This is a genomic window from Polaromonas sp. (assembly GCF_029945925.1).
Taxonomy (GTDB): Bacteria; Pseudomonadota; Gammaproteobacteria; order Burkholderiales; family Burkholderiaceae_C; genus Polaromonas.
The window spans coordinates 71,700-97,620 of sequence record NZ_JAQSDN010000049.1 but is presented as its reverse complement, the minus strand read 5'-3'; the positions used below and the strand labels follow the sequence as shown (position 1 = coordinate 97,620).

General features: G+C 61.4%; 27 protein-coding genes. 5 read left to right on the top strand and 22 right to left on the bottom strand.

The window, feature by feature from the left end; genetic code table 11:
- Window positions 1-8 precede the first annotated feature (8 nt).
- From PSV40_RS17755 to PSV40_RS17735, 5 genes are read right to left on the bottom strand one after another with little or no spacing between them, the layout of a single operon-like run.
- Window positions 9-992, bottom strand: coding sequence for a sulfite exporter TauE/SafE family protein (locus tag PSV40_RS17755; protein WP_300540240.1), 984 nt, complete (start codon window positions 990-992; stop codon window positions 9-11).
- Window positions 993-1,032: 40 nt separating this feature from the next.
- A complete protein-coding gene (locus PSV40_RS17750; protein WP_300540238.1) occupies window positions 1,033-1,590 on the bottom strand; it encodes a DUF3365 domain-containing protein in 558 nt (185 codons plus the stop codon).
- A gap of 13 nt (window positions 1,591-1,603) precedes the next feature.
- Entirely contained in the window at window positions 1,604-2,545 is a 942-nt protein-coding gene (locus tag PSV40_RS17745; RefSeq protein WP_300540236.1) for a DmsC/YnfH family molybdoenzyme membrane anchor subunit, read from the bottom strand.
- Between the two features lie 18 nt (window positions 2,546-2,563).
- Window positions 2,564-3,292 carry a sulfite dehydrogenase subunit SoeB gene (soeB, locus tag PSV40_RS17740; protein ID WP_300540234.1) on the bottom strand — a complete coding sequence of 243 codons (729 nt, stop codon included), beginning with the start codon at window positions 3,290-3,292 and terminating at the stop codon, window positions 2,564-2,566.
- Entirely contained in the window at window positions 3,289-6,210 is a 2,922-nt protein-coding gene (locus tag PSV40_RS17735) for a molybdopterin oxidoreductase family protein (protein WP_300540232.1), read from the bottom strand. Before PSV40_RS17735 ends, soeB begins: the two co-directional genes overlap by 4 nt.
- Window positions 6,211-6,515: 305 nt before the next feature.
- Here PSV40_RS17735 and PSV40_RS17730 point away from each other — a divergent pair, with 305 nt between their 5' ends.
- The gene (locus tag PSV40_RS17730) at window positions 6,516-7,724 is read left to right on the top strand and encodes an ATP-binding protein (protein ID WP_300540230.1); all 1,209 of its coding nucleotides are present in this window, start codon (window positions 6,516-6,518) and stop codon (window positions 7,722-7,724) included.
- Complete coding sequence (locus PSV40_RS17725) at window positions 7,721-8,419, top strand: response regulator (protein ID WP_300540228.1); 699 nt, start codon at window positions 7,721-7,723, stop codon at window positions 8,417-8,419. Before PSV40_RS17730 ends, PSV40_RS17725 begins: the two co-directional genes overlap by 4 nt.
- Before the next feature lie 121 nt (window positions 8,420-8,540).
- Here the strand turns inward: PSV40_RS17725 and PSV40_RS17720 are convergent, their stop codons facing one another.
- The 17 genes from PSV40_RS17720 to dsrA form a co-directional block, all read right to left on the bottom strand.
- A complete protein-coding gene (locus PSV40_RS17720; protein ID WP_300540226.1) occupies window positions 8,541-9,845 on the bottom strand; it encodes a (Fe-S)-binding protein in 1,305 nt (434 codons plus the stop codon).
- 70 nt (window positions 9,846-9,915) lie between these two features.
- Window positions 9,916-10,599, bottom strand: a complete 684-nt coding sequence (locus tag PSV40_RS17715; RefSeq protein WP_300540225.1) for a hypothetical protein — start codon at window positions 10,597-10,599, stop codon at window positions 9,916-9,918.
- 86 nt (window positions 10,600-10,685) lie between these two features.
- Window positions 10,686-11,477 carry a uroporphyrinogen-III C-methyltransferase gene (cobA, locus tag PSV40_RS17710; RefSeq protein ID WP_300540223.1) on the bottom strand — a complete coding sequence of 264 codons (792 nt, stop codon included), beginning with the start codon at window positions 11,475-11,477 and terminating at the stop codon, window positions 10,686-10,688.
- Window positions 11,474-11,851: a hypothetical protein gene (locus PSV40_RS17705; protein ID WP_300540222.1), complete on the bottom strand. Its 378-nt coding sequence runs from the start codon at window positions 11,849-11,851 to the stop codon at window positions 11,474-11,476. The genes cobA and PSV40_RS17705 overlap by 4 nt, the downstream gene beginning before the upstream one ends.
- Window positions 11,852-11,896: 45 nt before the next feature.
- Window positions 11,897-13,645: a cobyrinate a,c-diamide synthase gene (locus tag PSV40_RS17700; protein ID WP_300540220.1), complete on the bottom strand. Its 1,749-nt coding sequence runs from the start codon at window positions 13,643-13,645 to the stop codon at window positions 11,897-11,899.
- Between the two features lie 12 nt (window positions 13,646-13,657).
- Window positions 13,658-14,881, bottom strand: coding sequence for an NrfD/PsrC family molybdoenzyme membrane anchor subunit (gene nrfD, locus PSV40_RS17695; RefSeq protein ID WP_300540219.1), 1,224 nt, complete (start codon window positions 14,879-14,881; stop codon window positions 13,658-13,660).
- A gap of 20 nt (window positions 14,882-14,901) precedes the next feature.
- The gene (gene dsrO, locus PSV40_RS17690) at window positions 14,902-15,681 is read right to left on the bottom strand and encodes a sulfate reduction electron transfer complex DsrMKJOP subunit DsrO (RefSeq protein ID WP_300540217.1); all 780 of its coding nucleotides are present in this window, start codon (window positions 15,679-15,681) and stop codon (window positions 14,902-14,904) included.
- Window positions 15,678-15,986, bottom strand: a complete 309-nt coding sequence (locus PSV40_RS17685) for a hypothetical protein (RefSeq protein WP_300540215.1) — start codon at window positions 15,984-15,986, stop codon at window positions 15,678-15,680. Before PSV40_RS17685 ends, dsrO begins: the two co-directional genes overlap by 4 nt.
- A gap of 202 nt (window positions 15,987-16,188) precedes the next feature.
- On the bottom strand, window positions 16,189-18,147 hold the full coding sequence (locus PSV40_RS17680; protein WP_300540213.1) for an NAD(P)-binding protein: 1,959 nt from the start codon (window positions 18,145-18,147) through the stop codon (window positions 16,189-16,191).
- A gap of 43 nt (window positions 18,148-18,190) precedes the next feature.
- Window positions 18,191-19,684 (bottom strand): sulfate reduction electron transfer complex DsrMKJOP subunit DsrK, encoded by a 1,494-nt coding sequence (gene dsrK / locus PSV40_RS17675; RefSeq protein ID WP_300540211.1) that lies wholly within the window; start codon window positions 19,682-19,684, stop codon window positions 18,191-18,193.
- Between the two features lie 15 nt (window positions 19,685-19,699).
- Window positions 19,700-20,434: a respiratory nitrate reductase subunit gamma gene (locus PSV40_RS17670; protein ID WP_300540210.1), complete on the bottom strand. Its 735-nt coding sequence runs from the start codon at window positions 20,432-20,434 to the stop codon at window positions 19,700-19,702.
- Between the two features lie 58 nt (window positions 20,435-20,492).
- Window positions 20,493-20,825, bottom strand: a complete 333-nt coding sequence (locus PSV40_RS17665; protein ID WP_300540209.1) for a TusE/DsrC/DsvC family sulfur relay protein — start codon at window positions 20,823-20,825, stop codon at window positions 20,493-20,495.
- A gap of 41 nt (window positions 20,826-20,866) precedes the next feature.
- Window positions 20,867-21,166, bottom strand: a complete 300-nt coding sequence (tusB, locus tag PSV40_RS17660; protein ID WP_300540207.1) for a sulfurtransferase complex subunit TusB — start codon at window positions 21,164-21,166, stop codon at window positions 20,867-20,869.
- An 18-nt stretch (window positions 21,167-21,184) separates the two neighbouring features.
- Entirely contained in the window at window positions 21,185-21,580 is a 396-nt protein-coding gene (gene tusC / locus PSV40_RS17655) for a sulfurtransferase complex subunit TusC (RefSeq protein ID WP_300540206.1), read from the bottom strand.
- A 24-nt stretch (window positions 21,581-21,604) separates the two neighbouring features.
- On the bottom strand, window positions 21,605-21,964 hold the full coding sequence (gene tusD, locus PSV40_RS17650; RefSeq protein WP_300540204.1) for a sulfurtransferase complex subunit TusD: 360 nt from the start codon (window positions 21,962-21,964) through the stop codon (window positions 21,605-21,607).
- Window positions 21,965-21,986: 22 nt separating this feature from the next.
- Window positions 21,987-23,057, bottom strand: coding sequence for a dissimilatory-type sulfite reductase subunit beta (dsrB, locus tag PSV40_RS17645; protein ID WP_300540202.1), 1,071 nt, complete (start codon window positions 23,055-23,057; stop codon window positions 21,987-21,989).
- A 27-nt stretch (window positions 23,058-23,084) separates the two neighbouring features.
- Window positions 23,085-24,365 (bottom strand): dissimilatory-type sulfite reductase subunit alpha, encoded by a 1,281-nt coding sequence (gene dsrA / locus PSV40_RS17640; protein WP_300540200.1) that lies wholly within the window; start codon window positions 24,363-24,365, stop codon window positions 23,085-23,087.
- A gap of 317 nt (window positions 24,366-24,682) precedes the next feature.
- Between dsrA and PSV40_RS17635 the strand changes: the two genes are divergently transcribed.
- Genes PSV40_RS17635 through PSV40_RS17625 form a run of 3 tightly spaced genes read left to right on the top strand, consistent with a single transcriptional unit; the run spans window position 24,683 to window position 25,900 of the window.
- Window positions 24,683-24,922: a hypothetical protein gene (locus tag PSV40_RS17635; RefSeq protein ID WP_300540198.1), complete on the top strand. Its 240-nt coding sequence runs from the start codon at window positions 24,683-24,685 to the stop codon at window positions 24,920-24,922.
- Complete coding sequence (gene cas6 / locus PSV40_RS17630) at window positions 24,919-25,533, top strand: type I-MYXAN CRISPR-associated protein Cas6/Cmx6 (RefSeq protein ID WP_300540195.1); 615 nt, start codon at window positions 24,919-24,921, stop codon at window positions 25,531-25,533. Before PSV40_RS17635 ends, cas6 begins: the two co-directional genes overlap by 4 nt.
- A 37-nt stretch (window positions 25,534-25,570) precedes the next feature.
- Entirely contained in the window at window positions 25,571-25,900 is a 330-nt protein-coding gene (locus tag PSV40_RS17625) for a TusE/DsrC/DsvC family sulfur relay protein (protein ID WP_300540194.1), read from the top strand.
- The last annotated feature ends 21 nt before the right edge of the window (window positions 25,901-25,921 follow it).

Sequence of the window (25,921 nt, the reverse complement as noted above, 5' to 3'; positions counted from 1 at the left end):
GCTCGCTTTCAGACCCACAGGCCCAAGCCTTTGAACAGGGCGCGTATGCCTGCAAACAGCAGCAGGGTGATGACCATCTTGCGGATGACCGATCCCTTGAGCACATGAAGCAGGCGGGCGCCTATCCGCGCACCCAGCATCATGCCTACGACTGAGGGCACGGCGATCATCGGCAATACCGCGCCGCGGTTCAGGTACACCCAGGCGGCCGAGGAATCGACCAGCGACAACACCAACCCGGACGTACCCGCCGACACCTTCAGCGGTGCACCCATCAGCAGGTTCAGGGCCGGCACATTGGCCCAGCCAGCGCCAATGCCGAACATCCCGGCCATCACGCCAATGCCCAGAAACAGCACCAGCCCCAGAGGCGTTCGGTGTACCTGCCAGTCGATGGACCGGCCTGAAGCGCCATCAATAAAGACGCCATGAATTCCCAATGCCGAAGACAGCCGGTCGGGTTGCGCCACGTGGGGGAATTCTGATTTTTTGGCGGCGAGCATGAGCGCCACAATGCCCAGCACGATCAGTCCCAGCGCTGTCTGGATCACCGGGGCGGGAAGCGCCAGACCGAGCAATGCCCCTGCAATCGAGCTCATGCAGGCCAGAAGCGCCAGCGGCAGCGCCAGGCGCAGGCTGGTCAGGCCACCGCGCAACAGCAATGGTCCGGCCGCCAGCGCGCTGGCCAGCGCTACCAGCAAACCTGCGCCACGCACGAAGTCCAGATGAAAGGGGAAAAACCCTCCGATGATGGGCACAAACAGCGTGCCACCCCCAATGCCGGCAGGCACCGCCACGATGCCGATGAAAAAACAGGTCACAAACAGCGCCAGCGGCCAGAACCACCAGGGCAGTATGCTGGCCGGTGCCACATTGCCAGCGGCATGCACGGGACCGGCCAGGAGCACAAGGATGGCCAACATCATCCCGGCCCATTGCAACTGCTTGAGGAATGCCGCAGTGGATGGTGTGCGCGTGGCGACGTCGTCCATGAAGGGGAATCGGGTTGTTTCGTCGCCGCTGATCTGGGGTTTACATGGCCTTGCGTATCGTCATCGCACCGCGAATCTGGCCAATCGAATAGCCCACGCCCCTGTCGCCGGGATACAGCGTGCGTAATTGCGTCATGACTTCCGGCTTGAGGGTGTCCGTCGCACCATGGCAGGCCAGGCATACCTGCTGTACGGGAAGCGCCCGCATGTAGCGATACTCCTTGCGATCGGCCTGTGCCACGACCTCCCATTTTTCCAGTGTGGCCGGGCTCTCGCCAGCGGCGGCGCGTCGGTCAAAGTCTTCCAGGGCAGCCTGTTCCCATGCATCAGGGACCGCCTTGGGGTTGCGCTGGCGCAGGCTGACGCGCCGGATGGCCCAGCCAGTTTGCGCCGATGCGGTCCTGGCCATCTGCGGTGCTTTTTCGCGGCAGACGCCAATGGCAGACTCCGGTCCGCCTTTGGCGATTTCTTCGCTCAGCACTTGAAGCAATTGGGGGGGCACCGAGCCAGCGACCTTGCGCGCCTCGACCAGCCATGGAGCATCGGCGAAGGCATTCAGGCTGGCGAGTAAGGCCATGGAGCACAGGATTTTGCGCATGGAAACGTTCCTTTCAGGAGATCGTCTGGTAGTACAGGTTCTGCGGGTGGTTGGCCTGGGCAAAAAAGAACCAGCGCTCCGCCAGCAAGCCGGTGTACTGCAGTGCAAAGGCCGCAGCCAGCATCGGCGTGGACGAGGCCGATACGCCAAGGGCCAGGCACAGCAGCGGAAGCGGGAACACCAGAAGCAGAAAAGCCCACTTGATCGAACGCAGCAAGGCTGCGCTGCGGCCATGAAAGAATTCGCGCGTATTGAAGGAGCCGCCCATGAAACCCTGGGCCTTTTGCACGATGCGCGGGTGTTTGATGCCGATGGCGCTTTGCAGCGTGGATTTTGGCTTGAGCCGGGCGTTACGCAGCAGTGAGGCGCTGCGGCTGACCCAGGCCAGCAGAGTCAGCATGCTTGCAGCCATGGCGTAAGGCACGACCAGGCCGGGCGCGTCGAAATTCGCCACCAACAGCGTGGCCAGGGTCAGGCCCGATGCGCAGCCCAGCAGGAAGTAGTTCACCAGGGTCAGCGGGCTGGCCCACTCTTGCAGGAAGCGTACCGAGGCGTAGATCATGGCGGTGCAGGCGAACAGCGCGAGACAGGCCAATGCGGTGGCGGCGCCAATGATCCTGGTGTGGCTTGAACCCAGAAAATGAGCGCCACCATAGAGAGACAGGCCCAGCATGAAAAGTGGCAGGACGATGACCTCCCGTGACAACCAGGAAGTGCGCCACATGGCCGCGGAACGCCACGCACGCTCCGGGTGCCCGAGGTGAAAAAATGAGGCGACCAGACCCAAAGCGCTCAGCCCGAGTGCGACCAGACTTCCCGAGAACAGAAATCGCTGGCTTTGCACCGGGGTGAGACCGCCCACGCCGGAGATCTCGGTGCCGTACAGCGCCAGAAAAAGTCCTTGTGCGGCGCCGATCAGCGTGGTCAGAAAGATGACTGAAAAAGCGGGTTGCATGGTGTGCAGGGTTGGGGTTCAGGTGGCGAAGTCTTCGCGCCCCGGATCACGGTGGGCGTGTTCAGGTTGCTTGCCGTCCAGCTTCAGCGGGTTGTCCACGCGCTCGAGGTCTTCGGGGTAAATGCGTATTTCGGTCTTGCGGCGCGGCAAGTAGTGGTTGGCCGGACGTGTTCCCCATTCGGGCATGAGCTGATACCCCCCTCTATCGGCGATGGCCCTGGATACGACCGATTCCGGATCGTGCACATCACCGAACAGGCGGGCGCTGGCTGGACAGGCCAGAACACAGGCGGGCTTGCGCTCGCTCTCCGGCAGTGCGGTATCCGTGACACGGTCCACGCACAAGGTGCATTTGGTCATGACCTTGCGCTGCTCATCAAACTCGCGCGCGCCGTATGGGCAAGCCCAGCTGCAGTACTTGCACCCGATGCACTTGTCGTAGTCCACCAGCACAATGCCGTCCTCGGCGCGCTTGTAGCTGGCCCCGGTGGGACACACCGGCACGCAAGGCGGGTCTTCACAATGCAGGCAGGATTTGGGGAAATGCACCGTTTGCGTATTCGGAAATTCACCGACTTCAAAGGTCTGCACCCGGTTGAAGAAGGTGCCGTTCGGGTCTGCACCATAGGGGTTCAGGTCCACCAGCGCGCCCGCCGCGCCAGATGTGTTCCATTGTTTGCAGCTGGTCACACAGGCGTGGCAACCAACGCACACATTCAGGTCGATCACCAATGCAAGCTGGGTCATTGACGCCCTCCCCGGCCCGCAAACCAGGCCAGCCAGCGCGGCAGCACTTGCAGCATGCCTGGTGTGGCGGGCACCGCCTTGAACTGTGGCCAGGTTTGCTCAGCTTCGTCCTCCTGCGCCTTGTAGATACGCACCCGTACGTCGTACCACGCAGCCTGTCCGGTGATGGGGTCGGAATTGGAAATGGACGCGCCGGCACTCGATGGTGGCAAGGCTTCCGAAATCAGGTGGTTGAGCAGGAATCCCCGCTGCGATTCGTTGGCGTCGGGGGTCAGGTTCCAGGCGCCGGCGGATTTGCCGATGGCGTTCCAGGTCCAGACCGTGCCGGGCTCCACCGCTTCGGAGTAGCGGCACATGCAGCGCACCTTGCCCCATTGGGACTCCACCCACATCCAGCCGCCATCGGCAATACCTGCCGCGATCGCGGTTTTGGTATTGACGAACAGGTAGTTGTGGGCATGGATCTGGCGCAGCCAGGCGTTTTGCGAGTCCCAGGAGTGGTACATCGCCATCGGGCGCTGGGTGATGGCGTTGAGTGGATATCTGGCCGTGTCCGTGGCCTGCTCTTCAAGCGGAACATAATAAAACGGCAGCGGATCGAAATAGGTTTCCACCCGTTTGCGCAAGTGGTCTGGTGGCTGCTTGCCGGGGCGCTTTCCCTGGGCTGCACGACGAAAATCCTGCATGAACTCTGAGTAGATGTGGATGACGATGGGATCCTTGTCGCGCCGGATGCCCACCTTTTGCGCCCACTCCATGTAGCCGCGGTTCCAGTTGCGCATGTACTGGTGTTCCGGTGGCATCTCGAAATGGAACACGCAGTTGTTCTTTTCATACATTTCCCACTGTTTGGGGTTGGGCTCGCCGCGCATGGACTTTTCGCCGCCTTTGCCACGCCAGCCTGCCAGAAAACCGATGCCTGAACCCGGCGCGGTTTCGTAGTTGACAATGAAGTCCGGGTAGCTCTTGAACTTGCGCGTGCCGTCTGCCAGCGTGAAGGCGGGTAGCTTGAGCCGACCCGCCAGTTCCACCAGCACTTCCTGAAAGGGCCTGCACTCGCCTTTAGGCGGGAGCACGGGGATGCGTACCGAATCTGCCGGACCATCGAACTCGGAGATCGGACGGTCCAGCATGGACATGCAGTCGTGCCGCTCCAGATAGGTGGTGTCAGGCAGGATCAGATCGGCAAAGGCCGTCATCTCCGACTGGAACGCATCGCACACCACCAGGAAGGGGATCTTGTACTCACCGCTGTTCTCGCCCTCTGAGTGCTTGTCATTGAGCATCTTGCGCACTTCGGAGGTGTTCATGGTGGAGTTCCACGCCATGTTCGCCATGAAGATCAGCAAGGTGTCGATGCGGTAGGGGTCGCCGCGCCATGCATTGGTGATGACGTTGTGCATCAAGCCGTGGGCTGACAAGGGATGTTCCCAGGAAAAACCCTTGTCGATGCGCACCGGCTGACCCTGGTCGTCCACGAACAGATCATCCGGGCTTTCGGGCCAGCCCAGCGGCGCGCCGTCCAGCGGGGTGTCGGGCTTGACGGCCTGCGGCCCCTTGGGCGGACGTGCGTTCGGCGGCACCGCACGCGGATACGGGGCCTTGTGCCGGAAACCACCGGGACGGTCGATGGTGCCCAGCAGCGACATCAGAATCGACAGCGAGCGAATCGTTTGAAAACCGTTGGAGTGCGCCGCCAGGCCGCGCATGGCATGGAAAGCCACCGGGTTGCCCGTGACCGACTCGTGGCGTTGACCCCAGCAGTCGGTCCAGGCGATGGGTAACTCGATCTTCTGGTCACGCGCGGTGATACCCATCTCGTGCGCCAGGCGCCGGATGGTGGCAGCCGGGATGCCGGTAATTCCTTCAGCCCACTCGGGGGTGTAGGGCTTGACGCGCTCTTCCAGCAACTGAAAGGCCGGTACGGCGGGTGTGCCGTCGGGCAGCTTGAAGTGCCCCAGCAATGCCGGGTCAGCGCCTTCCGTATGGTCGGCGACGTCCCGGTCAGTGAGCCGGTCCCACCAGTAAAAGTTGGCTGGGCGCAGCGGATTGACGACATCGCCCTGCGGGTTGCGCAGCATCATGCCGAAGTCGTCGCTGCCGGCATCCTGATTCACCAGTTGACCGGCATTGGTGTAGCGCGCGAGGAACTCGCGGTCATACAGGCCCAGCTTAATCAGTTCGTGGATCAGCGCCAACAGGAGCGCGCCATCGGTTCCCGGCTTAATCGGCACCCACTCATCAGCAATGGCCGAGTAGCCGGTACGCACCGGGTTGATGGAAACAAAGCGCCCGCCGCCGCGCTTGAATTTGGACAGCGCCACCTTCATCGGATTGGAGTGGTGATCCTCGGCCGTACCTATCATCACAAACAGCTTGGCGCGTTCCAGATCGGGGCCGCCGAACTCCCAGAAAGAGCCGCCAATGGTGTAGATCATCCCGGCCGCCATGTTGACCGAGCAAAAACCGCCGTGCGCGGCGTAGTTGGGCGTGCCGAACTGGCGTGCGAACAGGCCGGTCAGCGCCTGCATCTGGTCGCGCCCGGTGAACAGGGCAAACTGCTTGGGGTCGGTGGCACGGATCTTCTTCAGACGCTGTTCCAGCATCGACAAGGCCTCGTCCCATTCGATCTCGACGAACTGGCCATCACCCCGTTCGCTGCCGGGTTTGCGCAGCAGCGGCTTGGTCAGACGTGCCGGCGAATACTGCTTCATGATGCCTGACGAACCCTTGGCACAGATCACGCCCTGGTTCAGTGGGTGCTCCGGGTTGCCCTCGATGTAGCGGACCTCGCCGTTGCGCAAATGCACCCGGATGCCGCAACGACAGGCACACATGTAGCACGTTGTGTTGCGCGTCTCGGTGGTGGCTTCGGCCAGCGGCGCAGTGCTCGGATCGTGAAGCGGTGTGGCAGACATGCAGTGGGCGCTTTTCTCGCTGGCGGGTCAACAAAAGAGGCCGTGCAAGCGGTCCATGACCAGCGTGCAAGGGCAGAATTTTCAGAGTGCCCCTATTAAAAACAAGGGCACCCGGCCCCGTCTATAGCCGACACGGGTTAGCTGGTGTAACCCGAATGGGTAGCGTGGCGGCTACCCCTTGCCCGAACCGGATTTCGGGCCCCGACCTGGCGCTTTCAGGACATTCCACGGCGCCCTGGGGTTTCACGGGGGTTTTCACGATAGATCAGCCCCGACTAATGAACTAGCATGTTCGTTACCTCAACATGAATCCGACCCATACCCTGTTCACCCCGGCGTCCACCGCAACCGCAGCAGACGGGGATCCTATCGTCTCCGAATTGACGACGGAACTTGCTGCAGGTAGTGATCTGGAGCCGCTACTGGAGCGCTTTCTGGTTTCCATCGTTGCGCTGGCCGGAGCCCAGGCCGGGGCCGTGCGCGTCCTGACCGACGACGGGCAATATATGCGGCTGGTAGCGCAGCAAGGCTTGCCGCCGCATGTGCTGAGCACCGAACGGCTGGTGGAGCGCGACTGCGGCATGTGCGGTATCGCCGCCGGTACCGACGTTTTGGTCTGGGTGGACGACGTGCGATCCTGCGACCGACACGGTAGCAACGCCTATTTCGGACTGCAATGCAAGAGCGTGCTGGCCATATCGCTGCCCCACGGCAAACAGGTACTGGGGATTTACAACCTGTTTTTTGAAGCCAATGCCCAGATTGACCCGCAGACGCAGACCATATTGCGCCTGATTGGCCAGTTGTTGGGACTGGCCCTGCACAATGCCCGGATTGAGCGCGAGCGCCTGCGCGTGACGGTGATGAAAGAGCGCCAGGAAATGCTTAATGAAGTGCATGACGCCATTGCGCAGACATTGGCTTACGTCAAAATGCGACTGCCCTTGCTCAACGATGCCCTGCTGGCTCATGATGACCAGCGCTCGCTCAAATACTTTTCGGATGTCAAGAAGGCCGTGGGTGATGTGCATGACAATTTGCGCGAGGTCATGACCTACTTTCGCACCCGCATGGATCCACTGGGCCTGCTGCACGCGCTCCATGGTATCGCCGACGGCTTCCTTGACCGCACTGGCATCACACTGGAAATCAGGAATTCGGCGCAGAATCTGAACCTGACCGACGAACAGGAAGCGCAGGTGTTTCACATCATTCAGGAAGCGCTGGCCAATATCGCGAAGCATTCGATGGCCAGCCGCGCCGTTCTGGCGATTGACAAAACGCCCCGACAGCTCGAGTTCCTGATCGAGGACGATGGACGGGGCATGGCCGAGCTATTCGGGGGAGCAAGCATGGCAGAACCGGCAGCAGCGGCCCATTTCGGACTGGAAATCATGCAGGGCAGAACGCAGCGCCTGGGCGGAAGTCTGGAGGTCGGCAGGAATGAAGGGGGCGGCACCCGGGTACGCCTGGTACTCCCTGCCAATCCTGCCACTGGGGAGCACGCTACATGACGGCCAAGACCCGGGTGATGCTGGTGGACGATCACACGCTGTGCCGTAACGGCCTGTCCGAGCTGCTGGAACACCGAGGTGACATGGTGGTGGTGGGGTCCACGGGCGACCCTGCGCAGGTGGCGCCTATGCTACGGGAGCAACAACCCGACCTGATGGTGCTGGACTTGCGTCTGGCCAAGACCGACGGCTTGAGTCTGTTGCGCCTGATTCGCGCAGAGGGTTGTGAAACCCCGGTTGTCATACTGACCATGAGTGACAGCGAAGACGACATGTCCGCCGCACTGCGCGCCGGTGTGCGAGGCTACCTGCTCAAGGACATGGAGCCAGAGGAGATCATCAACGCCATCGCAAGGGCCGCACGCGGCGAGATGGTTGTGGCCTCGGCCATGACGCTGAAACTCGCGCAAATACTGCAATCCGGTCCCAAGGGATCGGTCAAGGGCGCCCTGGTGGCCTCGCTTACCGAGCGCGAGCGCGAGGTGCTCGACCACGTCGCACGCGGCCAGAGCAACAAGGTTATTGCCAAAGCGCTGGATATCAGCCACAACACGGTCAAACTGCACGTGCGCCACATCATGGACAAGCTCAATCTGCGCTCGCGGGTCGAAGCGGCGGTGTTTGCGTTTGAGTACCACAGCTCGCCGGACGGGGTCAAGGCGGCGGGTGAGGCCAGTCAAAAAGCCAAAGGCTGATCCTGGCATGACAGGAGGTGGTACAAACGGCCGATCCGCCCACCCCAGTCTTGTTCATGGTTTCGGATCTGGCCAGGGTCTGGTTCCTGGCGTTCGATCCCATCGCAGCCCCGCCTGTTCCTCAATCGGCGAGATTGTCGGCTACGAGTTCCAGCAGGCTCTCGGCCGGTTTGTCCCAGTGCGCATGTTTGGCACCCATCTCGAGCGCGATACGGCATTGGCCGCAGCTCGTGACGAAGCGCTGGGCGCCGGTCGCTTCGACCTGCTGCTTCTTCATCTCGAATACCTTATGGCGTAAGGGTGTGGCGCGCTGGTTCGACACCACGCCGCCGCCACCGCCGCAGCAATAACCCGTGACCCCATGGTCCTTGAGCTCGATCAGCTCGAAGCCGAGCGCCGCCAGCACGCGGCGCGCCGCCGCCTCCAGCCCACCGCGGCGCACGATCTGGCAAGGGTCGTGGAAAGTCACGGTCTCACCAATCTTGTTGACGCGGATCTGCTGGCTTGCGATCAACTCGTCCAGGAACTCGGTCATGTGAATGATGCGCACCGGCAGTGCCTGGCCGTACCACTTGGCCGCCTCCCAGCGCGCCGCGCCGTAGGCATGGCCGCACTCGGGCAAGATCACCGTCCTGGCGCCTATCTTCACCGCGGTGTCGATCAGCGCGCGCGTGAGCTTCTCCTGCAACTCCAGGTCGCCATTGTTGAAGCCGATGTTGGACGCGTCGAAGCCGCCCTGGTGCATGGTCCACCTGGCCCCAATGCGGTTGAGGATCCTGGCAGCGTCCGCCAGCGCCTTGGTGTGTTCGCCCAATTCAGCGGGCGCGGCGGTGACCAGGATGTCGGCGCTGTCCAGGTCGCAGGGAATCACGACGCCGTGCTCGGCAGACACCTCGGCCAGGATGTCGGGCAAGTCTTCGCCCGGTGTCGCGGTGCTGCCCCACTGCCGGGCCGTGCGGTCCATCAGCGCCAGCCGATCCGGCACCAGCCCGGCCTTGAACATGCCGTGGCGGGCTTCCTTCACCAGTTCGGCGATGTCGATGCCCATAGGGCAAACCACGGTACAGCGGCCGCACATATTGCAGGAGTCGTAGAGCAGTTCCTGCCAATGCTGCAGGTCGGTGATGCTTGGCTTCTTGACCAGACCGAGCGCGCGCACCAGAGGCGCAAACGGGCTGGCCTCACGCAGATAGGCGCGGCGGAAGGGCTCGAGCTTGTGGATAGGCGTGTACTTGGCATCGCCAGTGGCCACATGGAAGTGACAGGCCTGCGCGCACAGGCCGCAGCGCACGCAGGACTCCATGTGCAGCGCGGCGGTGACGCCGAAATCCGACACGAAGCTGCGCATGGCCGCATCGACGCGCACTTCGTCGCTCTGCTCGCCCTGCTGGTCGAAGGCAGGTGTTACGTCGGTCGCCGTCGTCATGTGCCCCCCTTGACCCTGCGGGCCGTCCCCCCGAGGGGGAGCGAGCACCTTCGGAGCTGCCGTACGGCGCTCATAACTTGACGCCCCGATGGCTGAACCGCACGCCGGTGGCGCCGCGCGAGAAGACGAACAGGAAGGCGTGCATGAGCTTGCCGAACGGAAACCAGATCAGCAGCAGTTCCAGCGTCAGCAGGTGAACGGCCAGCGGGCCAGCGTAGATCACGTGGTCGCGCGCCAGAATGGCTGCAGAGGGCTCGCCCACCACCGCCATGCCTGTGACGAGGGGCAGGAAAGTGATGGTCCAGGTAATCATGTCGTCGGCGTTGGAGATCCTCCTGAGCACCGGGTCCGTCAAGCGGAACAACAGCGCCAGCAGCAGCGAGACGATGGTGGCGCCGGCAGCGAGGTACATCACCATGTCAGGCAAGGCCGGCCACGACAGGCCGGTGATGCGACGTATGAGCGCGATGTGCGGCGCGTAGCCGAAAAACACCAGTGCGAGCCCGATGTGGAAGACGTAGCCGTTGATGCTCGTGACCAGCGCCGCTTGACCGAACTCCCTGCGCGGCCACATGCCGCGCACGATGGCGCGCAGTGCGCCCGTCAGGTTCGAAGGCGCGCCCGGGCGCGGTGGCGAGAGGTCCCGCATGCGCGGTCGCCGCAGAATGCCGCCCAGACGCCATAGCGTGCCCAGCACGAACACGACGAGGGCAAAGCTCAGCGCCGGGCCACGGGCGAAATTCAGAAAATCCAAGATTCAGTCCCTTCAGGCAGGTAAGGTTTTCTCCAAACCAGTCTCGAAAACTGTCATGCGGATGCGTTCTTCAAAAATGCATGTCTTCACGCTATTGTGAGCGCTATCGATGGATGGAACCACGCCAGCGTCTCATGCAGTCTGACAACCTCACCGATGATCGTCAGGCACGGTGATTTCAGGCCCTGCTCGGCCACAAGTTCTGGCATGTCAGCCAAGGTTCCGGTAACGACTTTCTGGGTCGTGATCGTACCGTCCTGAATCACGGCAATGGGCAGCGTGGGGGCAGCACCGTGCTGCATCATCTGGCGGCAAATCTCGGGCAGTCCACCCAGACCCATATAGATCACGACCGTCTGGCGTGGTCTGACCAGGCTGGGCCAGTCGAGGTCGGCCGTGCCGTCCTTGAGATGGCCGGTCACAAACAGGCAGCTTTGCGCGTAGTCGCGATGCGTCAGAGGGATGCCGGCGTAGCTGGACACGCCCGAGGCGGCTGTCACGCCGGGCACCACCTCAAAGGCAATGCCATGAGCCGCCAGCGCCTGCAACTCCTCGCCGCCGCGCCCAAAGATGAACGGATCGCCGCCCTTGAGGCGCACCACCTGCCGGCCTTCGCGGGCGAGTTTGACAAGCAGCGCGTTGATCTCCTCTTGCCGCATGGTGTGCTCGTTGCGGCGCTTGCCCGCGTAGATGCGTTCGGCGGTGGGCGACACAAAGTCCAGCACCGCACTGGACACCAGGTGGTCATAGACGACCACGTCAGTCCGCTGCAGCAGGCGCACAGCGCGCAGCGTCAACAGCTCCGGATCACCGGGGCCGGCGCCCACCAGATAAACGCACCCGGCACCAGACAAGAGGGTCGTGTTGTCGGTTTTCAATGCGTTCTTTTGGTACTGCCGCAGCCACCACCGCTGCAGCCCCCACTGCCGCAACCGCCGGACAACGCTTGCTCGGGCGCATCCTGGGACTGCCGGCCATCAATGAAAATAAAGTTGAACTCGCCGGGCTGGAGTTCCACGTAGTCCAGCAAGATTTCATTCAGCAATTCCTGGTGTTCGTCGGCGATCACGACCGCCACACCGTCCAGGTCAAGCTTCATGTCTTCTTCGCTCGGGTCGTCAAAACCCATGCCGTATTGCATTGAGCCGTCGGCGTCGACCCTGGCAGCAATGCGCAAAACCATCTCCTGGGCGCCACTGGCGATGGCTGCCTGCTGGATTTGCCGTGCAGCGGCGCTGCTTAATGTAAACATGTCGTACTCCTGATCAGTTGGGGACAGTGATTTCTGTCCGATATATCAATGTTCACCCTTGGTCTTCAACAGACCGGCCAAACGGTTGCCTTGCTTTTGCGGTCCACCAACCGGAAAAAGCGTGTGAAGGTAATGGTTGTTGCCATGTTCAGTCCCCCAAACTTTGGCAAAGTGCCAAATCATCGCGCGTACCTGCGCCTGCACCCTGTGCTCCTCGAAGTACGCCCGCAAAAAAAGGATCACTTGCCAATGTTCATCGGTCAGCGCCAGGTTTTCCGCCTTCGCCTGTATCCGTGCAAAGTCCTCAGACCAATCATCCAGGTTTTTCAAATAGCCTTCAGAGTCGGTAGCAACGGGTTGGCCATGGACCAGCACGCTGCGCGCGACCGCGCTGACCTGCGGCTTCGACGCGATGCTGAGCGTGCGTACAAAGGCGACAAACTGCGGCGCCCATTCCGTGCCCGCCCCGCTGCGCAGGTGGGCGTAGGAGGCGAGCACGTTTCGGTAGACGATGCCGTCGCGCTGGCCATCCACGCCATGCCCGCGCATCACGCGATAGGCGAATTTCAGGTCCGGCGCCAGGTTTTCCAGGCTGGAGTAGTGGAACTCGTGCCCGCGCAGGGTTTGCGGCGCGGCGCCCGCGCGGGCAGACCAAGGCGCATCGGCCGTCGTCTGCAGTTCCATATAGCCGCGACCCACGGGGCGCTCGTGCACCAGCACATCCGCAGGAAGTGCGCCCACCATCTGGTAAACATCGTCGTGCCATCGAAGTGTGCGTGCGAGATACATGAGACCGCCACATTCGGCATAGACGGGCATCCCCCCTTCAATGGCGGAGCGTATGCTTTGGCGCATGGGGGCATTAGCCTGCAACTGCGGCATGAACATTTCCGGGAAACCGCCGCCGATAAACAGACCATCCACTTCAGGCAGGCAAGCGTCCTGCAAAGTATTGAAGGGCACAATCTCGGCCCCGGCCGCTTCCAGGGCGATCAGGTCGTCCGGGTAGTAAAAGCCAAAGGCCTTGTCGCGCGCCAGACCGATGCGAACGCGTGGCTGCGGTGTCGCCGCCTGCACTGCCGGTTGCGCCGATGGTGTCGGCGGCAATGGTGCGACACTCGCGGCAAGCTGCAACACCCGAGGCAAATCAAGCTGCGCGGCAATCAGTTCAGCCATGGCGCGCACGCGCTGCGCGGCGTCATCGAGTTCATGGCTGGGCATCAGTCCAAGATGGCGCTCCACCACCGCCAGACGCGGATCGTGCGCGATGGCGCCCAGCACCGGCACATCGGTGTAATGTTCAATCACCGCACGCAGCTTGGATTCGTGACGGGCACCGCCCAACTGGTTGAGGATGACACCGGCAATGCGGATGCGCGGATCAAATGCCTGGTAGCCCAGAATCAGCGGCGCGATGCCGCGTGTCATGCCGCGGGCGTCCAGCACCAGCAGCACGGGCAGGTCCAGCAACTGCGCCAGTGCGGCGTTGCTGTTGCTGCCGTCCAGTGCCAGGCCATCGTACAAACCTTTGTTGCCTTCCACGATGCTGATATCAGCCTGCGCAGCGTGGCGGGTGAAGCAGGTGGTGATCTGCTCAGGCGTCATCAGGTAGGGGTCGAGGTTAAAGCAGTCGCGTCCGCTGGCCTGACTCAGCCACAGGGGGTCGATGTAGTCCGGCCCTTTTTTGAAAGGCTGCACGGCCAGGCCTTTGGTCGACAAGGCGGCGCACAGGCCCACCGTGATGGTTGTCTTGCCCGAAGATTTGTGCGCAGCCGAAACCAGAAAGCGTGACATGCCGGATCGGTTTCAGGTACTCACGGCCGCGTTCGCTGCGCTGCTTGCCTGTAGCGCGGCGTCGTCCAGGCGCTCGGGCAGAAAGCCCAGAAATTTCAACGCCAGTGTGACGATCAGGCCCGCGATGGCGACGCCGCCAAAACCCAGCAGCCACTCCGGCAGGCTGGGCGAGTAGGGATTTACCACGCCGTCAAAAAAGCTGCTGCTCACTTGCCGGCCAGGGAACAACACCAGCGGGAACGCTTGCCCACCGATGATGGTGACGTACATCTGCGCAAACCCTCCCCCCACCACCAGGGTGGCGCTTGCTGCAATGCGCAAACGCATCTGGCCAATGCGCGGATGCAACAGTAGCAGCATCGGCAGCACACCGCCCAGCAACACCTGACCCAACCAGAACAGGATGGTGTGCAAGCCTCCTTCCAGCAGGATGAAGCGTTCGAAATCGTGGTGCTTGGTGAAGTACAGATTGGTCAGGTGATAGACCAGTACAAAATAAAGGCCTGCCGCAATAAAAATCACCTGCAGCCGCGCAAACCGTGCCATCAATGCATCGCCCAGAGGGCGACCACTGCCCTGAAAAGCCAGCATCAGGACCAGAATGAATACGGCCAGGCCATAACTGAGCGACAGCGCAATGAACAAGGGTGCCAGCAGTGCCGAATCATAGGCTTGACGGGCCACCAGAAAACCAAAAATCGAGCCGGTCCCGGTGGTCAGCGCCATGCGCCAGACAAAGGCGAACAAACCCGCCAGCGGCGTGTAGCGGTTCATGCGCCGCTCCATCATGGTCCACAAATAGGCGATGACAAAACCCATGAATCCCGAATAGAGAAAGATGTTCAACGCGAAAATGGACTTGAAGTTGAAGTGCGTCATGGCCACAACCAAGCGGTCGGGGCGGCCCAGATCGAGCATCAACACGGTCAAGCCACCGAGCAGCAACGCGATCGCCAGCAGCCCGGACAGCGGGCCCAGCGGTTTGAATTCCGCCTTGCCGAATACCGAGGCCATGGAGGCCACATTCAGCGCGCCCGATGCGGCCACCACCAGAAACACCGCAAATACGTGGGGCAGTCCCCAGACGACCTGGTTGTTCATGCCGGTCACGATGTGGCCATGGTGTTCCATGAACCAGGCCGCCCCCAGGCCGGACAAGGTGACCAGCGCCAAGCCCCCGAGCAACAGGTAGTAGCCGGGACTGGCGCCTTGCAGTTCACGCAGCGTGCTTTTCATGGGGATCATGCCTTGTTGCTTCAAATGCCGGTGTAGCGCACACCGGTGTTCAGATTCAGGTCTTCACGAATCTGGCGCGAGGGGTAACTCGCCACACGTCGGGAGATTTCGCTGTTCGGGTCGTTCAGGTCGCCAAACACCATGGCACCATGACCTGCGTCGGAGCAGGCGCTGACGCATGCGGGTTGCTCGCCGCGGTCCACCTTGTGCACACACAGGGTGCAACCTTCCACCGTCCCCATGCCACGCGGCACATCCGGCTTCTGATCATTCTGCGGCTCATGGACGAAGGAGCGCGCCTTGTACGGGCAGGCCATCACGCAATAGCGGCAACCAATGCAGGTGTGCTTGTCCACCAGCACAATCCCGTCTGCGCGCTTGAAGGAGGCGCCGGTGGGACACACATCCACGCAAGGCGGCTCGGCACAATGCTGGCACATCACGGGCAGAGACTGCGTTTTTCCGGTCCGGACTTCCTTGATTTCTATCTTCCGAATCCACTGTGAATCGGTCGTCCGGGTGCCCCCCGAAAGTCCATTTTCGGTATTGCAAGCGGTAACGCAGTCGGTGCAGCCGCTGGTGCATTTGCCGCTGTCAATCAGCATGCCCCATCGGACTTTGTTACTTGCACCCGGGCTGGGTGCGCTGGCTGGGGGTCCGGCCTGCGCGATCTCGATCAGCCGGACACCGGGCGCGATCATGACCCCCGCCAGACCGGCTGCAGCGACGCCCAGAAAACCACGTCGACCGGTCTTGGCGTCAGTCGTTCCGGTCGATGGGCTTGTGCTGTCCTTCTTCATGGCTTGAGTTGTTGCTGCATCACCATCTGCCGCAATTGCAGACTCAGCGGCGGCTCACCTGGTTTGCCATGCTGGGGCAGCAGGGAATGGAAGGATGTCTGGGGCGGTTTGCTGGCGTGGCAGCCGAAACAGTCAATTTTTACCGCTGCGTAGGTATGACAATTGATGCAAAAGTTGGTGCTCGCTGCAGTCACACTGCCAGTGGTTTGACTGGCATGACAGACTATGCAGGCCTTCAGGCTGTACTTCCCGGTGCGAATCCCGCCGCGCAGTGTGTCGTCGCGCTGGTGCTTGAGCAGCTCCATGTGGTTACGCCGCATGAATGCGGGGTCTTCCACACATTTGTCGCCACGCGCCGGCTCGATCACAGGCTGCGGCACACGGCTGGCCGCGGGAGAAGGCGCCAATGCCTGCGCCCACGCTGCCGGACCTGCAGGCAGCAACAGGGCCAAACTGCACAAACTTCCGGCAACGGCCCGGCTAAGCGCGCCAAGTTCAGCCATACCGCTAATCTCCCAGTCCCATCTGGATATAGCCGGTGGGACAGACATCGGCGCAGATGTGGCAGCCGATGCACTTGCTGTAGTCGGTGTCCACATAACGTCCCATCGTGGACTTGGATTTTGGCACCTTGAACACCGCCACCTGCGGGCAATAGACCACGCAGTTGTCGCACTCGAAACACTGACCACAACTCATGCAGCGCTTGGACTCGGCGACGGCCTGGGCCTCCAGAAGGGATTGCAGCCGCTCCTCGAAATTATTCAGTGCCTGCTCGGCAGTCAGCGTGACCATGCCACGGCGGTTGCGCGCCACGTACGGAAAGTGGCCCAGGAACAATTCCTTGTGGGAAATCACATAGCGGTCCGAGCGGTTGTCAAAATTGTGAATCGCTGCGCTGCTCTTGTCCGTGCCGCGTATGGGTTCGTGCACTTCACTGAAGGCATACCCCTTTTCCAGCATCTTTCGCTTCAGATCAAAGGCATGCACGTCGATCTTGGGACGTTTCTCCAGCGCTTCGTTCTGCAGAAAGCGGTCAATGCCGTCAGCCGCGATCGCGCCATGCCCGATCGCAGTTGTCAGCAGGTGCGGGCGTACCACGTCGCCGCCCACAAAAAATCCGGGCTGACCCTGCACCTGGTAGTTCTTGTCGCTGCTGATGGCACCTTTGCCGTTGTTGAATTCGTCCAGCCCGGTGAAATCCACCGCCTGGCCTATGGCCGAGACGATCAGGTCGGCGGGAATGTCCTCTTCCGTGCCCTCGATGTTCCTGATCTCGAGTCGCCCGCCCACGACCTTGGCCTCGCATTGCATCACGCGCAGTGCAATGGCGCGACCGTCCGGCCCGCGCACCACCGCCACCGGGGCCATGCCGCCGCGGATGGCAATGCCTTCGGCCAGGGCTTGCTCGACCTCGTGTTTGGTAGCCTGCATCTTGTCCACGGAGAAGATGGTGGTCAAGGTCACCTCTGCGCCCTGGCGAGCCGAAGCCTCCGCCACATCGTGTGCCACATGGCCGGCAATGGCGCGCTCGGGTCGATCGGACTCGTGTATCTTGTCGATGTGACCCAGGCGGCGCGCCACCGTGGCGACGTCAATCGACGTATCGCCACCCCCGACCACCACGACGCGCTTGCCCACATGGCGCAGACGGCCATCATTGAAGGCCTTGAGGAAGGAGGTAGCCGTCACGCAGTTGGGCGCGTCCGCACCCTCGACCGGCAAGGCACGACCGGCTTGTGCACCCAGCCCCAGAAACACCGCGTCGAATTCAGCACGAATCTGGGCCATGCTGATGTCGGTGCCGATGCGGCAGTTCATGCGCGTTTTGACGCCCAGGTCCAGAATACGCTGGATCTCGGCGTCCAGCACATCACGCGGCGTGCGAAAGCCCGGAATGCCATAACGCATCATGCCGCCGAGCTCTGCACGCTCATCGAATACGGTGACTTCGTGTCCCTTGAGTGCCAATTGGTACGCCGTTGACAAGCCAGCCGGCCCGCCGCCTATCACGGCAACTTTTTTCCCGGTCTGGGTGGTCGGCTTGGGGTAAGCGAGTCCATTTTCAATCGCGTAGTCGCCCAGGAAGTGTTCGACGGAGTTGATGCCGACGAAATCCTCCACCTGGTTGCGGTTGCAACCTGACTCGCAGGGGGCCGGACAAACCCGCCCCATGACGGAGGGGAAGGGGTTGGCCTGCGTCAGCCGGCGGAATGCGTATTCCTGCCAGACCATGCCAGTGGGCGGCTTCTCGATGCCGCGCACGATGTTGAGGTAGCCGCGAATGTCCTCACCGGCGGGGCAGCTGCCCTGACACGGTGGCGTGCTTTGAATGTAGGTGGGACACTTGTGCGAGTGGCCTGCATCAAAAATCTCTTTTTGCCAGGACCCGACCTTGTCGTCGCCGTCCTTGTAGCGACGGAAGGTCAGTGGTTTGACGGCGACGGATTCATTGGGCGCGGACATGTTGGAGTCTCCTGATGTTTGTATTTGCAGCAAGCGGGCGGGGCTACTTGTCACCCAGGCGGATCGCCTTGCTGACCAGCTGGTGCACACCACCCACCATGCTCATGTTGAAGCCGTAGTAGGGCAATACCTTGGTGAATTGGGCTTTGCAAATGGCGCAGATCGTGGCCATGAAATTCACGCCGTGGTCGTCCACGACGTTCTTCAAGGCCTCCATGCGAGGCAATGCACCCTTGACGCGCAACTCCATCAGATCGTCCGTCAGCAAGCCACCGCCACCCCCGCAGCAAAAAGTGCTTTCATGGATGGTTTGCGGCGCCATGTCATGGAAGCGATTGGCCACGGACGTGATGATTCGCCGCGGAATGATGAACTGTCCGCCCGGCATGTTGCCCATGCGCGAGGCACGCGCCACGTTGCAGGAATCATGGAAGGTGATGATCCGATCGTCGTTGGCGTCTTTGTTGAAGCTGAGCGCGCCGCGCTGAATCAGGTCATCGGTGAACTCGCAGATATGCTGCGGCACCGGGTAACGTTGATCGAGATAGTCGAAAGGTCCAATCAGCGTGTTCCAGAAGCTGTAAGCGACACGCCAGGCATGACCGCACTCGCCCACCACGATGCGCTTGACCCCGAGTTCCAGTGCGGCTTCACGCACCCGCAAAGAAATATTGCGCATCTGCTCGTAGTTGCCGATGAACATGCCGAAATTGCCAGCCTCCGAGGCGTGCGAACTCAGCGTCCAGCTGATCCCCGCGGCGTGGAACACCTTCGCGTAGCCGATCAGGCTCTCCACGTGGGGTTCGGAGAAGAAGTCGGCCGAAGGCGTTATCAGCAATACCTCGGCGCCCTTGACGTCAAGCGGGAACTTGATGTCCAGACCGGTTTCGTCTTTGGTGTCTTCTTCCAGGCCTTCCAGCGTGTTTTCCAGCGCCGGCCCCGGGATACCCAGGTTGTTGCCGATGCGGTGCACCTTGCCGATGATTTCGTTCGAGTATTTTTGCCCCATGCCGATGGAGTCCATGATCTCGCGGGCGGCCATGGTGACCTCGGCAGTGTCGATGCCGTAAGGGCAGAACACCGAGCAGCGACGGCATTCCGAGCACTGGTTGAAATAGCTGTACCACTCGTCGAGCACTTCGCGCGTCAGGTCTACCGCACCCACCAGCTTGGGGAACCACTTGCCCGCAAACGTGAAGTAACGCCGGTAGATCTTGCGCATCAGATCCTGGCGCGCCACCGGCATGTTCTTCGGGTCTCCGGTGCCCAGAAAATAGTGGCACTTGTCAGAGCAGGCGCCGCAATGCACGCAGGCGTCCATATAGACCTGAAGCGAGCGGTATTTGCCCAGCAGCTCGCCCATTTTGGCCAGGGCTTTTGCCTGCCAGTCCTCCACCAGTTCTTCGGGGAAGCCAAGCGCCTTCTGAATCGGCGCACCCGCCACAAAAGGTTTGAGGTGCGACGTGGCCCCCACCTGTACCAGCGGGATGACCGGGTAGCTCTTGAGCTTGGGGGTTTCAAATGCGGCGGTGGCCATGATGATGGTGGGTGCTCAGGGTCGTTTGTCCAGCGCGGCGGCCCAGGCCGAGACATGCCGGACTTCGCGGGCGTTGTCGGCCTGATTGCGGGTGGGGCTGAAAAACAGGCCTGGTGCATGCAACAGCTTGCTGATGGGAAAGATGATCATGAGCAGTGCAACCAGCGCCAGATGCACCAGCAGCACCGGGTCGGTCGGCAAGGGCTGCCAGTCAAACCGCATCAGGCCGAGCATGAATGCCTTGACGGCGACGATGTCGGTATGCGCCACAAAGCGCATACCGAGCCCGGTCATTCCGATGGCCAGCAGCAAGGCAAGCATCAAATGGTCGGACGGCGTGGAGATGTAGCGCACGCGATCCACCAGCCAGCGCCGTGCCCACAAGCCGCCCAGGGCCGCAACAAAAGCAAAGCCCGCATAAGTGCCAAAAGGCTGGATCAAGACGACAGGCAACCACACCGGCTCCTGAAAATACCGCAGGTGGCGCAGCAGCACCAGCAGCAGCGCGGCATGAAAAGTCCAGCCGAAGATCCAGGTCCACTTGCTGGACTTGAACAGGCTCTCGAAAAACACAACCTCGCGGGCCATGCGCCAGCCCACACCGGCGGAAGTCATAGGCGCTGGTGTGGTGGGAATCCTCAGTGGCGCCGGCGTTTTCGCGTAGCTGCGAATCTTCAGCGTCAATCCGACGACGAACACCAGGGAGGCGACGTAGAACAGGACCGCATAGAAAATCGTCAGCAGCGACATGGGTGGTACCGGGGGGTTAATCGACGTGTCAGAAACCGGGGGAATACCGCTTCTTCATTCAGATACAACCGGTGGGTTTGGGCAGACCGGCGATCTTGCAGGCCTGCTTGGCCGGGCCATAGGGAAACAGGTCATACAGGTACTTGCTGTTGCCTTTTTCTTCACCAAACTGCTTGCCGATGGCCTTGGTCAGCACGCGCACGGCGGGCGCAATCTGGTACTCGTTGTAATACTCGCGCAGGAAGTTGATCACTTCCCAGTGGTTGTCGGTCAGCGCCACTTTTTCTTCTTCCGCCAGATGCGCGGCGGCATCGGTGGTCCAGTCGGCCAGATTCAGTAGGTAGCCCTCTTCGTCGGTGTCGTAGGTCTTGCCGTTGATCTCAAAGCTCATGTATTTCTCCAGTAAAAAAGGGGTAGCGAATCGTGTTCAGCTCACAGCCACGAGTGCGAGGTCTTGTGTCCCACGGCCAGGTCCACAAAGCCGCCGTAGTCGACCAGCGTGACGCCGTCGATCAGTTTTCCAGTCACGCCGCGGGCATCCATGTCGGCTTGCAAGGCATAGACCTTGAGCGTGGTGCAGGCCTGGCGCACACGGGATTCGGCAGCGCTGCCTGCGGTAGCGGCGTAAATGCCGTCTTCAATGAACAGCACGGCGTTGCCGGCTTGGGCCATGCGCAAACAAGTGTCCAGGGTGCTGGTCTGGAAAGGCGATTTATTGATGATGTGCAACATGGGTCTTGTCCTTTGTTTTCAGAAGCTCAGGATCACGTCCTGTTGCTGCATGAGCTGACCCATTTGCTGGGCGTCGAGCACTTCGACGGGAACCAGCAGGTCCTTTTCGGTCAACCCGCGCTGCGCCAGCGAGGTGCTATCGACATAAAGCTTTTCCACGTCGTAGCCGTCGAGCGCACGGTAGCTGGGTGAGAAGTTCTTGATCCCTATGCCCTTGGTTTGTTGTCCCTTGACCAGTTCATAGACACCGTCGTCGATGAACACAAGGCTCACGTCCTGATCAAAAGTGGCGGTGATCAAGACAACCTCCAGGCTTTCCAGGGCATAAATGGTGCCGTAGGGTGCCTTGCGGTTCACGAACATGAATTTCTTCACTTTGGGGCCGGCCGCCGGATTTGTTTGCTGTTCACTCATGTCGGGTGTCTTCCCTGTAGTCAATTAGTCGCCAAACGTGATCAGGCGATCGGCCTTGATGCCGCTATCCGCCAGTTGGCCCAAACCCGAGATGCGAAAGCCCGGCGCCAGAACTTCTTCCTTGATGCCACGGCGCAAGGCCGCCGCCACACACACCACCAGGTCCACCTTGTGCTCTGCAGCCAGGGCTGACCAGCGGTTCACCACATGGCGGTCGTCCTGCGGTGGCTCGGTGAGGCGGGTCGCGTTATTGACACCGTCGTGGTAAAAAAACACGCGCTGGATTTCATGGCCTTTGGCCAACACCGCTGCCGCGAACTGATAGGCCGTGTCGGACGCCTGGTGCGTATAGGGCCCTTCGCTCACAAGTAAACCGAATTTCATGGTGGGTTTATTCCGGTATCAGTCAAAAACGGATGTGGGTTGAAGCATTCAGGCTGGAGCGGGCGCCGCGCCAGTCATCAATCAGGTACTTGGTAAAGGGCAGATCGCACTTCTCGAAAAATTGCGGCCAGCCGATGCGCTCGATCCAGTCCGACACCCGCTCCCAGGAACGCGCATCTTCCTTGTAGGTGTAGAGAATTTTCTTGACCATGGCCGACACCTCGGGCCAGCGCGGCGGGTTGTTGGGCAGACCCGAGGCCACCATCTTCATGAAGGTAGGTTTGCCGCGCGCATTGGAGTTCTTGCCACCCACCCAGATCGCCAGCTTGCTGTGCTCGGGGTCGTTGATCTGCATCGGAGGACAGGGTGGATAGCAGGCACCGCAGCACATGCATTTGGCTTCATCAATTTCCAGCGACGGCTTGCCATTGACCATGGCGGGCCGGATGGCCGCAACCGGGCAACGCGCCACCACGGTGGGGCGTTCGCACATATTGGCCACCAGATCATGGTTGATTTTGGGCGGCTTGGTGTGCTGGATGATGATCGCGATGTCCGCCTGACCGCCGCAGTTGATCTCGCAGCACGAGGTGGACAGATGCACCCGATTGGGCATTTCTTCCTTGATGAACTCGGCATGCAGGTCGTCCATCAGGGCCTTGACCGCGCCCGAGGCGTCGGTGCCCGGAATGTCGCAGTGCAGCCAGCCCTGGGTGTGCGCAATCGCCGATACGGAATTGCCGGTGCCGCCCACCGGAAAGCCATTGCTGGTGAGCGCTTCAACCAACGGAGCCACGCGCGCGGGGTCGGAGACCATGTACTCGATGTTGCTGCGAATCGTGAAGCGCACATGGCCATCGGCATAGGCGTCGGCAATGTCGCACAGCTTTCGGATGGTGAACAGGTCCATCTGACGCTGCGTGCCGGCGCGCACCGTCCAGATTTCGTCGCCGGTGTGCGACACATGGTGCAAAACACCCGGCCGGGGCCGGTCGTGGTACTTCCAGTTACCGTAGTTCTTGAGCATCAGCGGATGCAGGTACTGCTTGTTATCGGGTACGCCGCTCTCGATGGGGGTGCGCATGGTTGCCATGTTGGTCTTCCTGTGTTCGTCAGAATTTCAGGCCGCCGCCTTGCGGGCATTGATCTTGGCCACCTCGTCGTCCCAGCCGTCGGTGCGGACATAGGGGTTGGTGCGCGGCGTGGAAACCATGTTGGGATCGATCTCCAGACCGATACCTTCCAGGAAGTTGACCAGGCCGATGCGCTCGATCATCTCGCCGGTACGCTCGTGTTCCAGTGCGTTCTCGGCAAAGAAGTCGATAGACTTCTGGGCCAGTTCCACCAGAGCCTGGTAATCCTCATCGGTCTTCATCGGCATGAAGGGCGTCACCACGGTGCCCATCAGGTCACCGATCTTGAGCGTGCGCTTGCCCCCCATCAGCACCGTCACACCCTTGTCCGTACCCGTGGCCAAGGCACCGGTCATGACGTTGATGCAATGCATGCAGCGCACGCAGTTGGCGTTGTCGATTTCCAGCGACTGCGTGTCGTTCAGGGCGACGCTGGAAATCTTTGGCCCCTTGGAGACGTCCTTGGTCTCCTTGAGCATGATGGCCTTGGTCGGGCAACGGCTGACCACATCGTTCACCAGTTCGGTCATGCCGTGTTTGGCGAACCATTTGCGGGCAAGGGGTTCGTCGGTACGCATGTTGTCGCGCCAGGTGCCAATGACCGCCATATCCGCACGCTGGATGGAATTCATGCAGTCATTCGGGCATCCCGAAAACTTGAACTTGAACTTGTACGGCAGCGCCGGGCGGTGCATGTCATCCAGGAAGGTGTTGACCACCTGGCGATGCGCCCGCGCTTCGTCAAAGCAGGACTGCTCGCAGCGCGCCGCACCGACGCAGGACATGGAGGTACGCACCGCCGGGCCGGCACCACCGAGGTCAAAGCCCAGTTCATTCAGCTCATCGAATGCACCCTGCACGTTCGCCGTGCTGGCACCCTGGAACATGATGTCACCGGACTGACCGTGAAAGGCGATCAGGCCAGAACCGTGACGCTCCCAGATGTCACACATCTTGCGCAACACATCGGTGTTGTAGTGCATGCCCGCCGGTGGCTGTACCCGCAGGGTGTGGAATTCCCTGGAGGCCGGGAACATCTCAGCGACTTCGGAGAAGCGCGGAATCACGCCGCCGCCGTAGCCAAACACCCCCACCGTTCCGCCCTTCCAGTAGCCCTTGCGGGTTTTGTAGGAGTGCTCCAGCTGACCCATCAGGTCGGTCATATAGTCGCTCTCTTTGGCCAGACGCTTCAGACCGGTGACAAAGCTGGGCCACGGACCGGCCTCCAACTGGTCAAGCATGGGGGTGTCGTGCGGTTTCTTGCTCATGGTGTGTCTCCTGTCAAGGGGGTGAGCGGGTGCGCCCATCGAAATCAACGTGGCCTTGTTGACGTCTGCCTCTTCGGGCCGGTTCACGGTCAACTCTGGAGCAAATAGTACGGTTGCCCCTGCGTGCTGCGATATCACCCTCGTTGATTATTCTGTGCTACCCATTAGAGCTATATGCCCCCACCCGTGCCGGTTATAGACGGCACGGCCCGCCATTGCGCCCAATGGCAGTACCGACGATTTATCCGGTCCGGCGGCGTGGACTTTCACGACGCAGTTGCACCAGGATGGTCGGCAGAGAGTTAAAGACTGGCCACATGACGACCGTTACTCCGCTTGAAAAGCTGATCAGTCCGCTCGGCGGGCAGGTCATCGAATTGCAGCAGCTGGACTATGACGCGGGCGGCATGAGTCTGCTACGTACGCGTATACGCGAGAAAAGCCGTTTCACGGTGTTTGAAATCGACCCTCAGACGGCGCGCCTTTGGGGCGAGGCCTTGCTGCGCTGGGCGCAGACGCAGCCCCAGACGGTGCCCCCAACCCAGGAGCCGGAATGAGCCCCCCGCAAGCACCGGACAAGGCGGCGGTGGACGCTGCGTTTCCCATCCAGGGGCAGATATTGCCGCGCGACCATGCACAGGCGCTGCAACAGGGCCTGTGTGCGCAGTTACCCTGGCTGGACACAGATCCTGTGGCAGGCATACATCCCATCAAGGTGGTGCAGGGCAGCGACGAACATGCCCTGCTGTCCCGGCGAACGTGCTTGTTGCTGCGGGTGGGGGCGGAGCGCGCGGACGAACTGCTGGCGCTGGCAGGGCTTGACCTGACTGTGGGTGCCCATCTCCTGCGCTTGGGGCGACCGCACCTGCGCGAGCTGCTGCCCCACTCCACCCTGTATGCGTACAGGGTGGCGGCAGGCAGCGCGGACGAAATGACGTTCATGGCGGCGGTGGATCGGGAACTGGCCGAGTTGGCCATTGGCGGCGAGCGGGTATGCGGCAAGCGCCAACGCGTGCTGGCGTCAGGCCGTGTACTGGACACCTTCAGCCTGATGCTGCACGCACTGCCGCCGGAACAATCGCTGCGTCTGCAGCAGCATGGCCTGGGGCCGCACCGGCTGCTGGGTTGCGGGATATTTGTGCCGCACAGGTCAGCGGCGGCGGTGTAGGGGTTTCCTGGGCAACTGAAGAAACGGAGACGTAAAAATGAGCTACAACATCCATGGCGTGGAGCACGAGACCGACGATCAGGGCTACCTGCTTGAGCCGGTATTTGACGATGAGGCGGTGCGCGTCATCGCCTCGGCCGAACACATCGAGTTGACCGATGCGCACTGGGAAGTTATCAACTACCTGCGCGACCAGTACCGCGAAAACGGCCACACGCCGAATTTCCGTGCCATGCTCAAGGGCATGGCCGACATACGCCCTGAAGTGGACAGCAAGTATCTCTACGATCTGTTTCCGACAGGGCCCGCCAAGCAAGGTCCCAAGGTAGCGGCCTTGCCGCAGCCCTTGGGCAAGGGTGGCTATTGAGATATGGCCCCCACGCTTGCC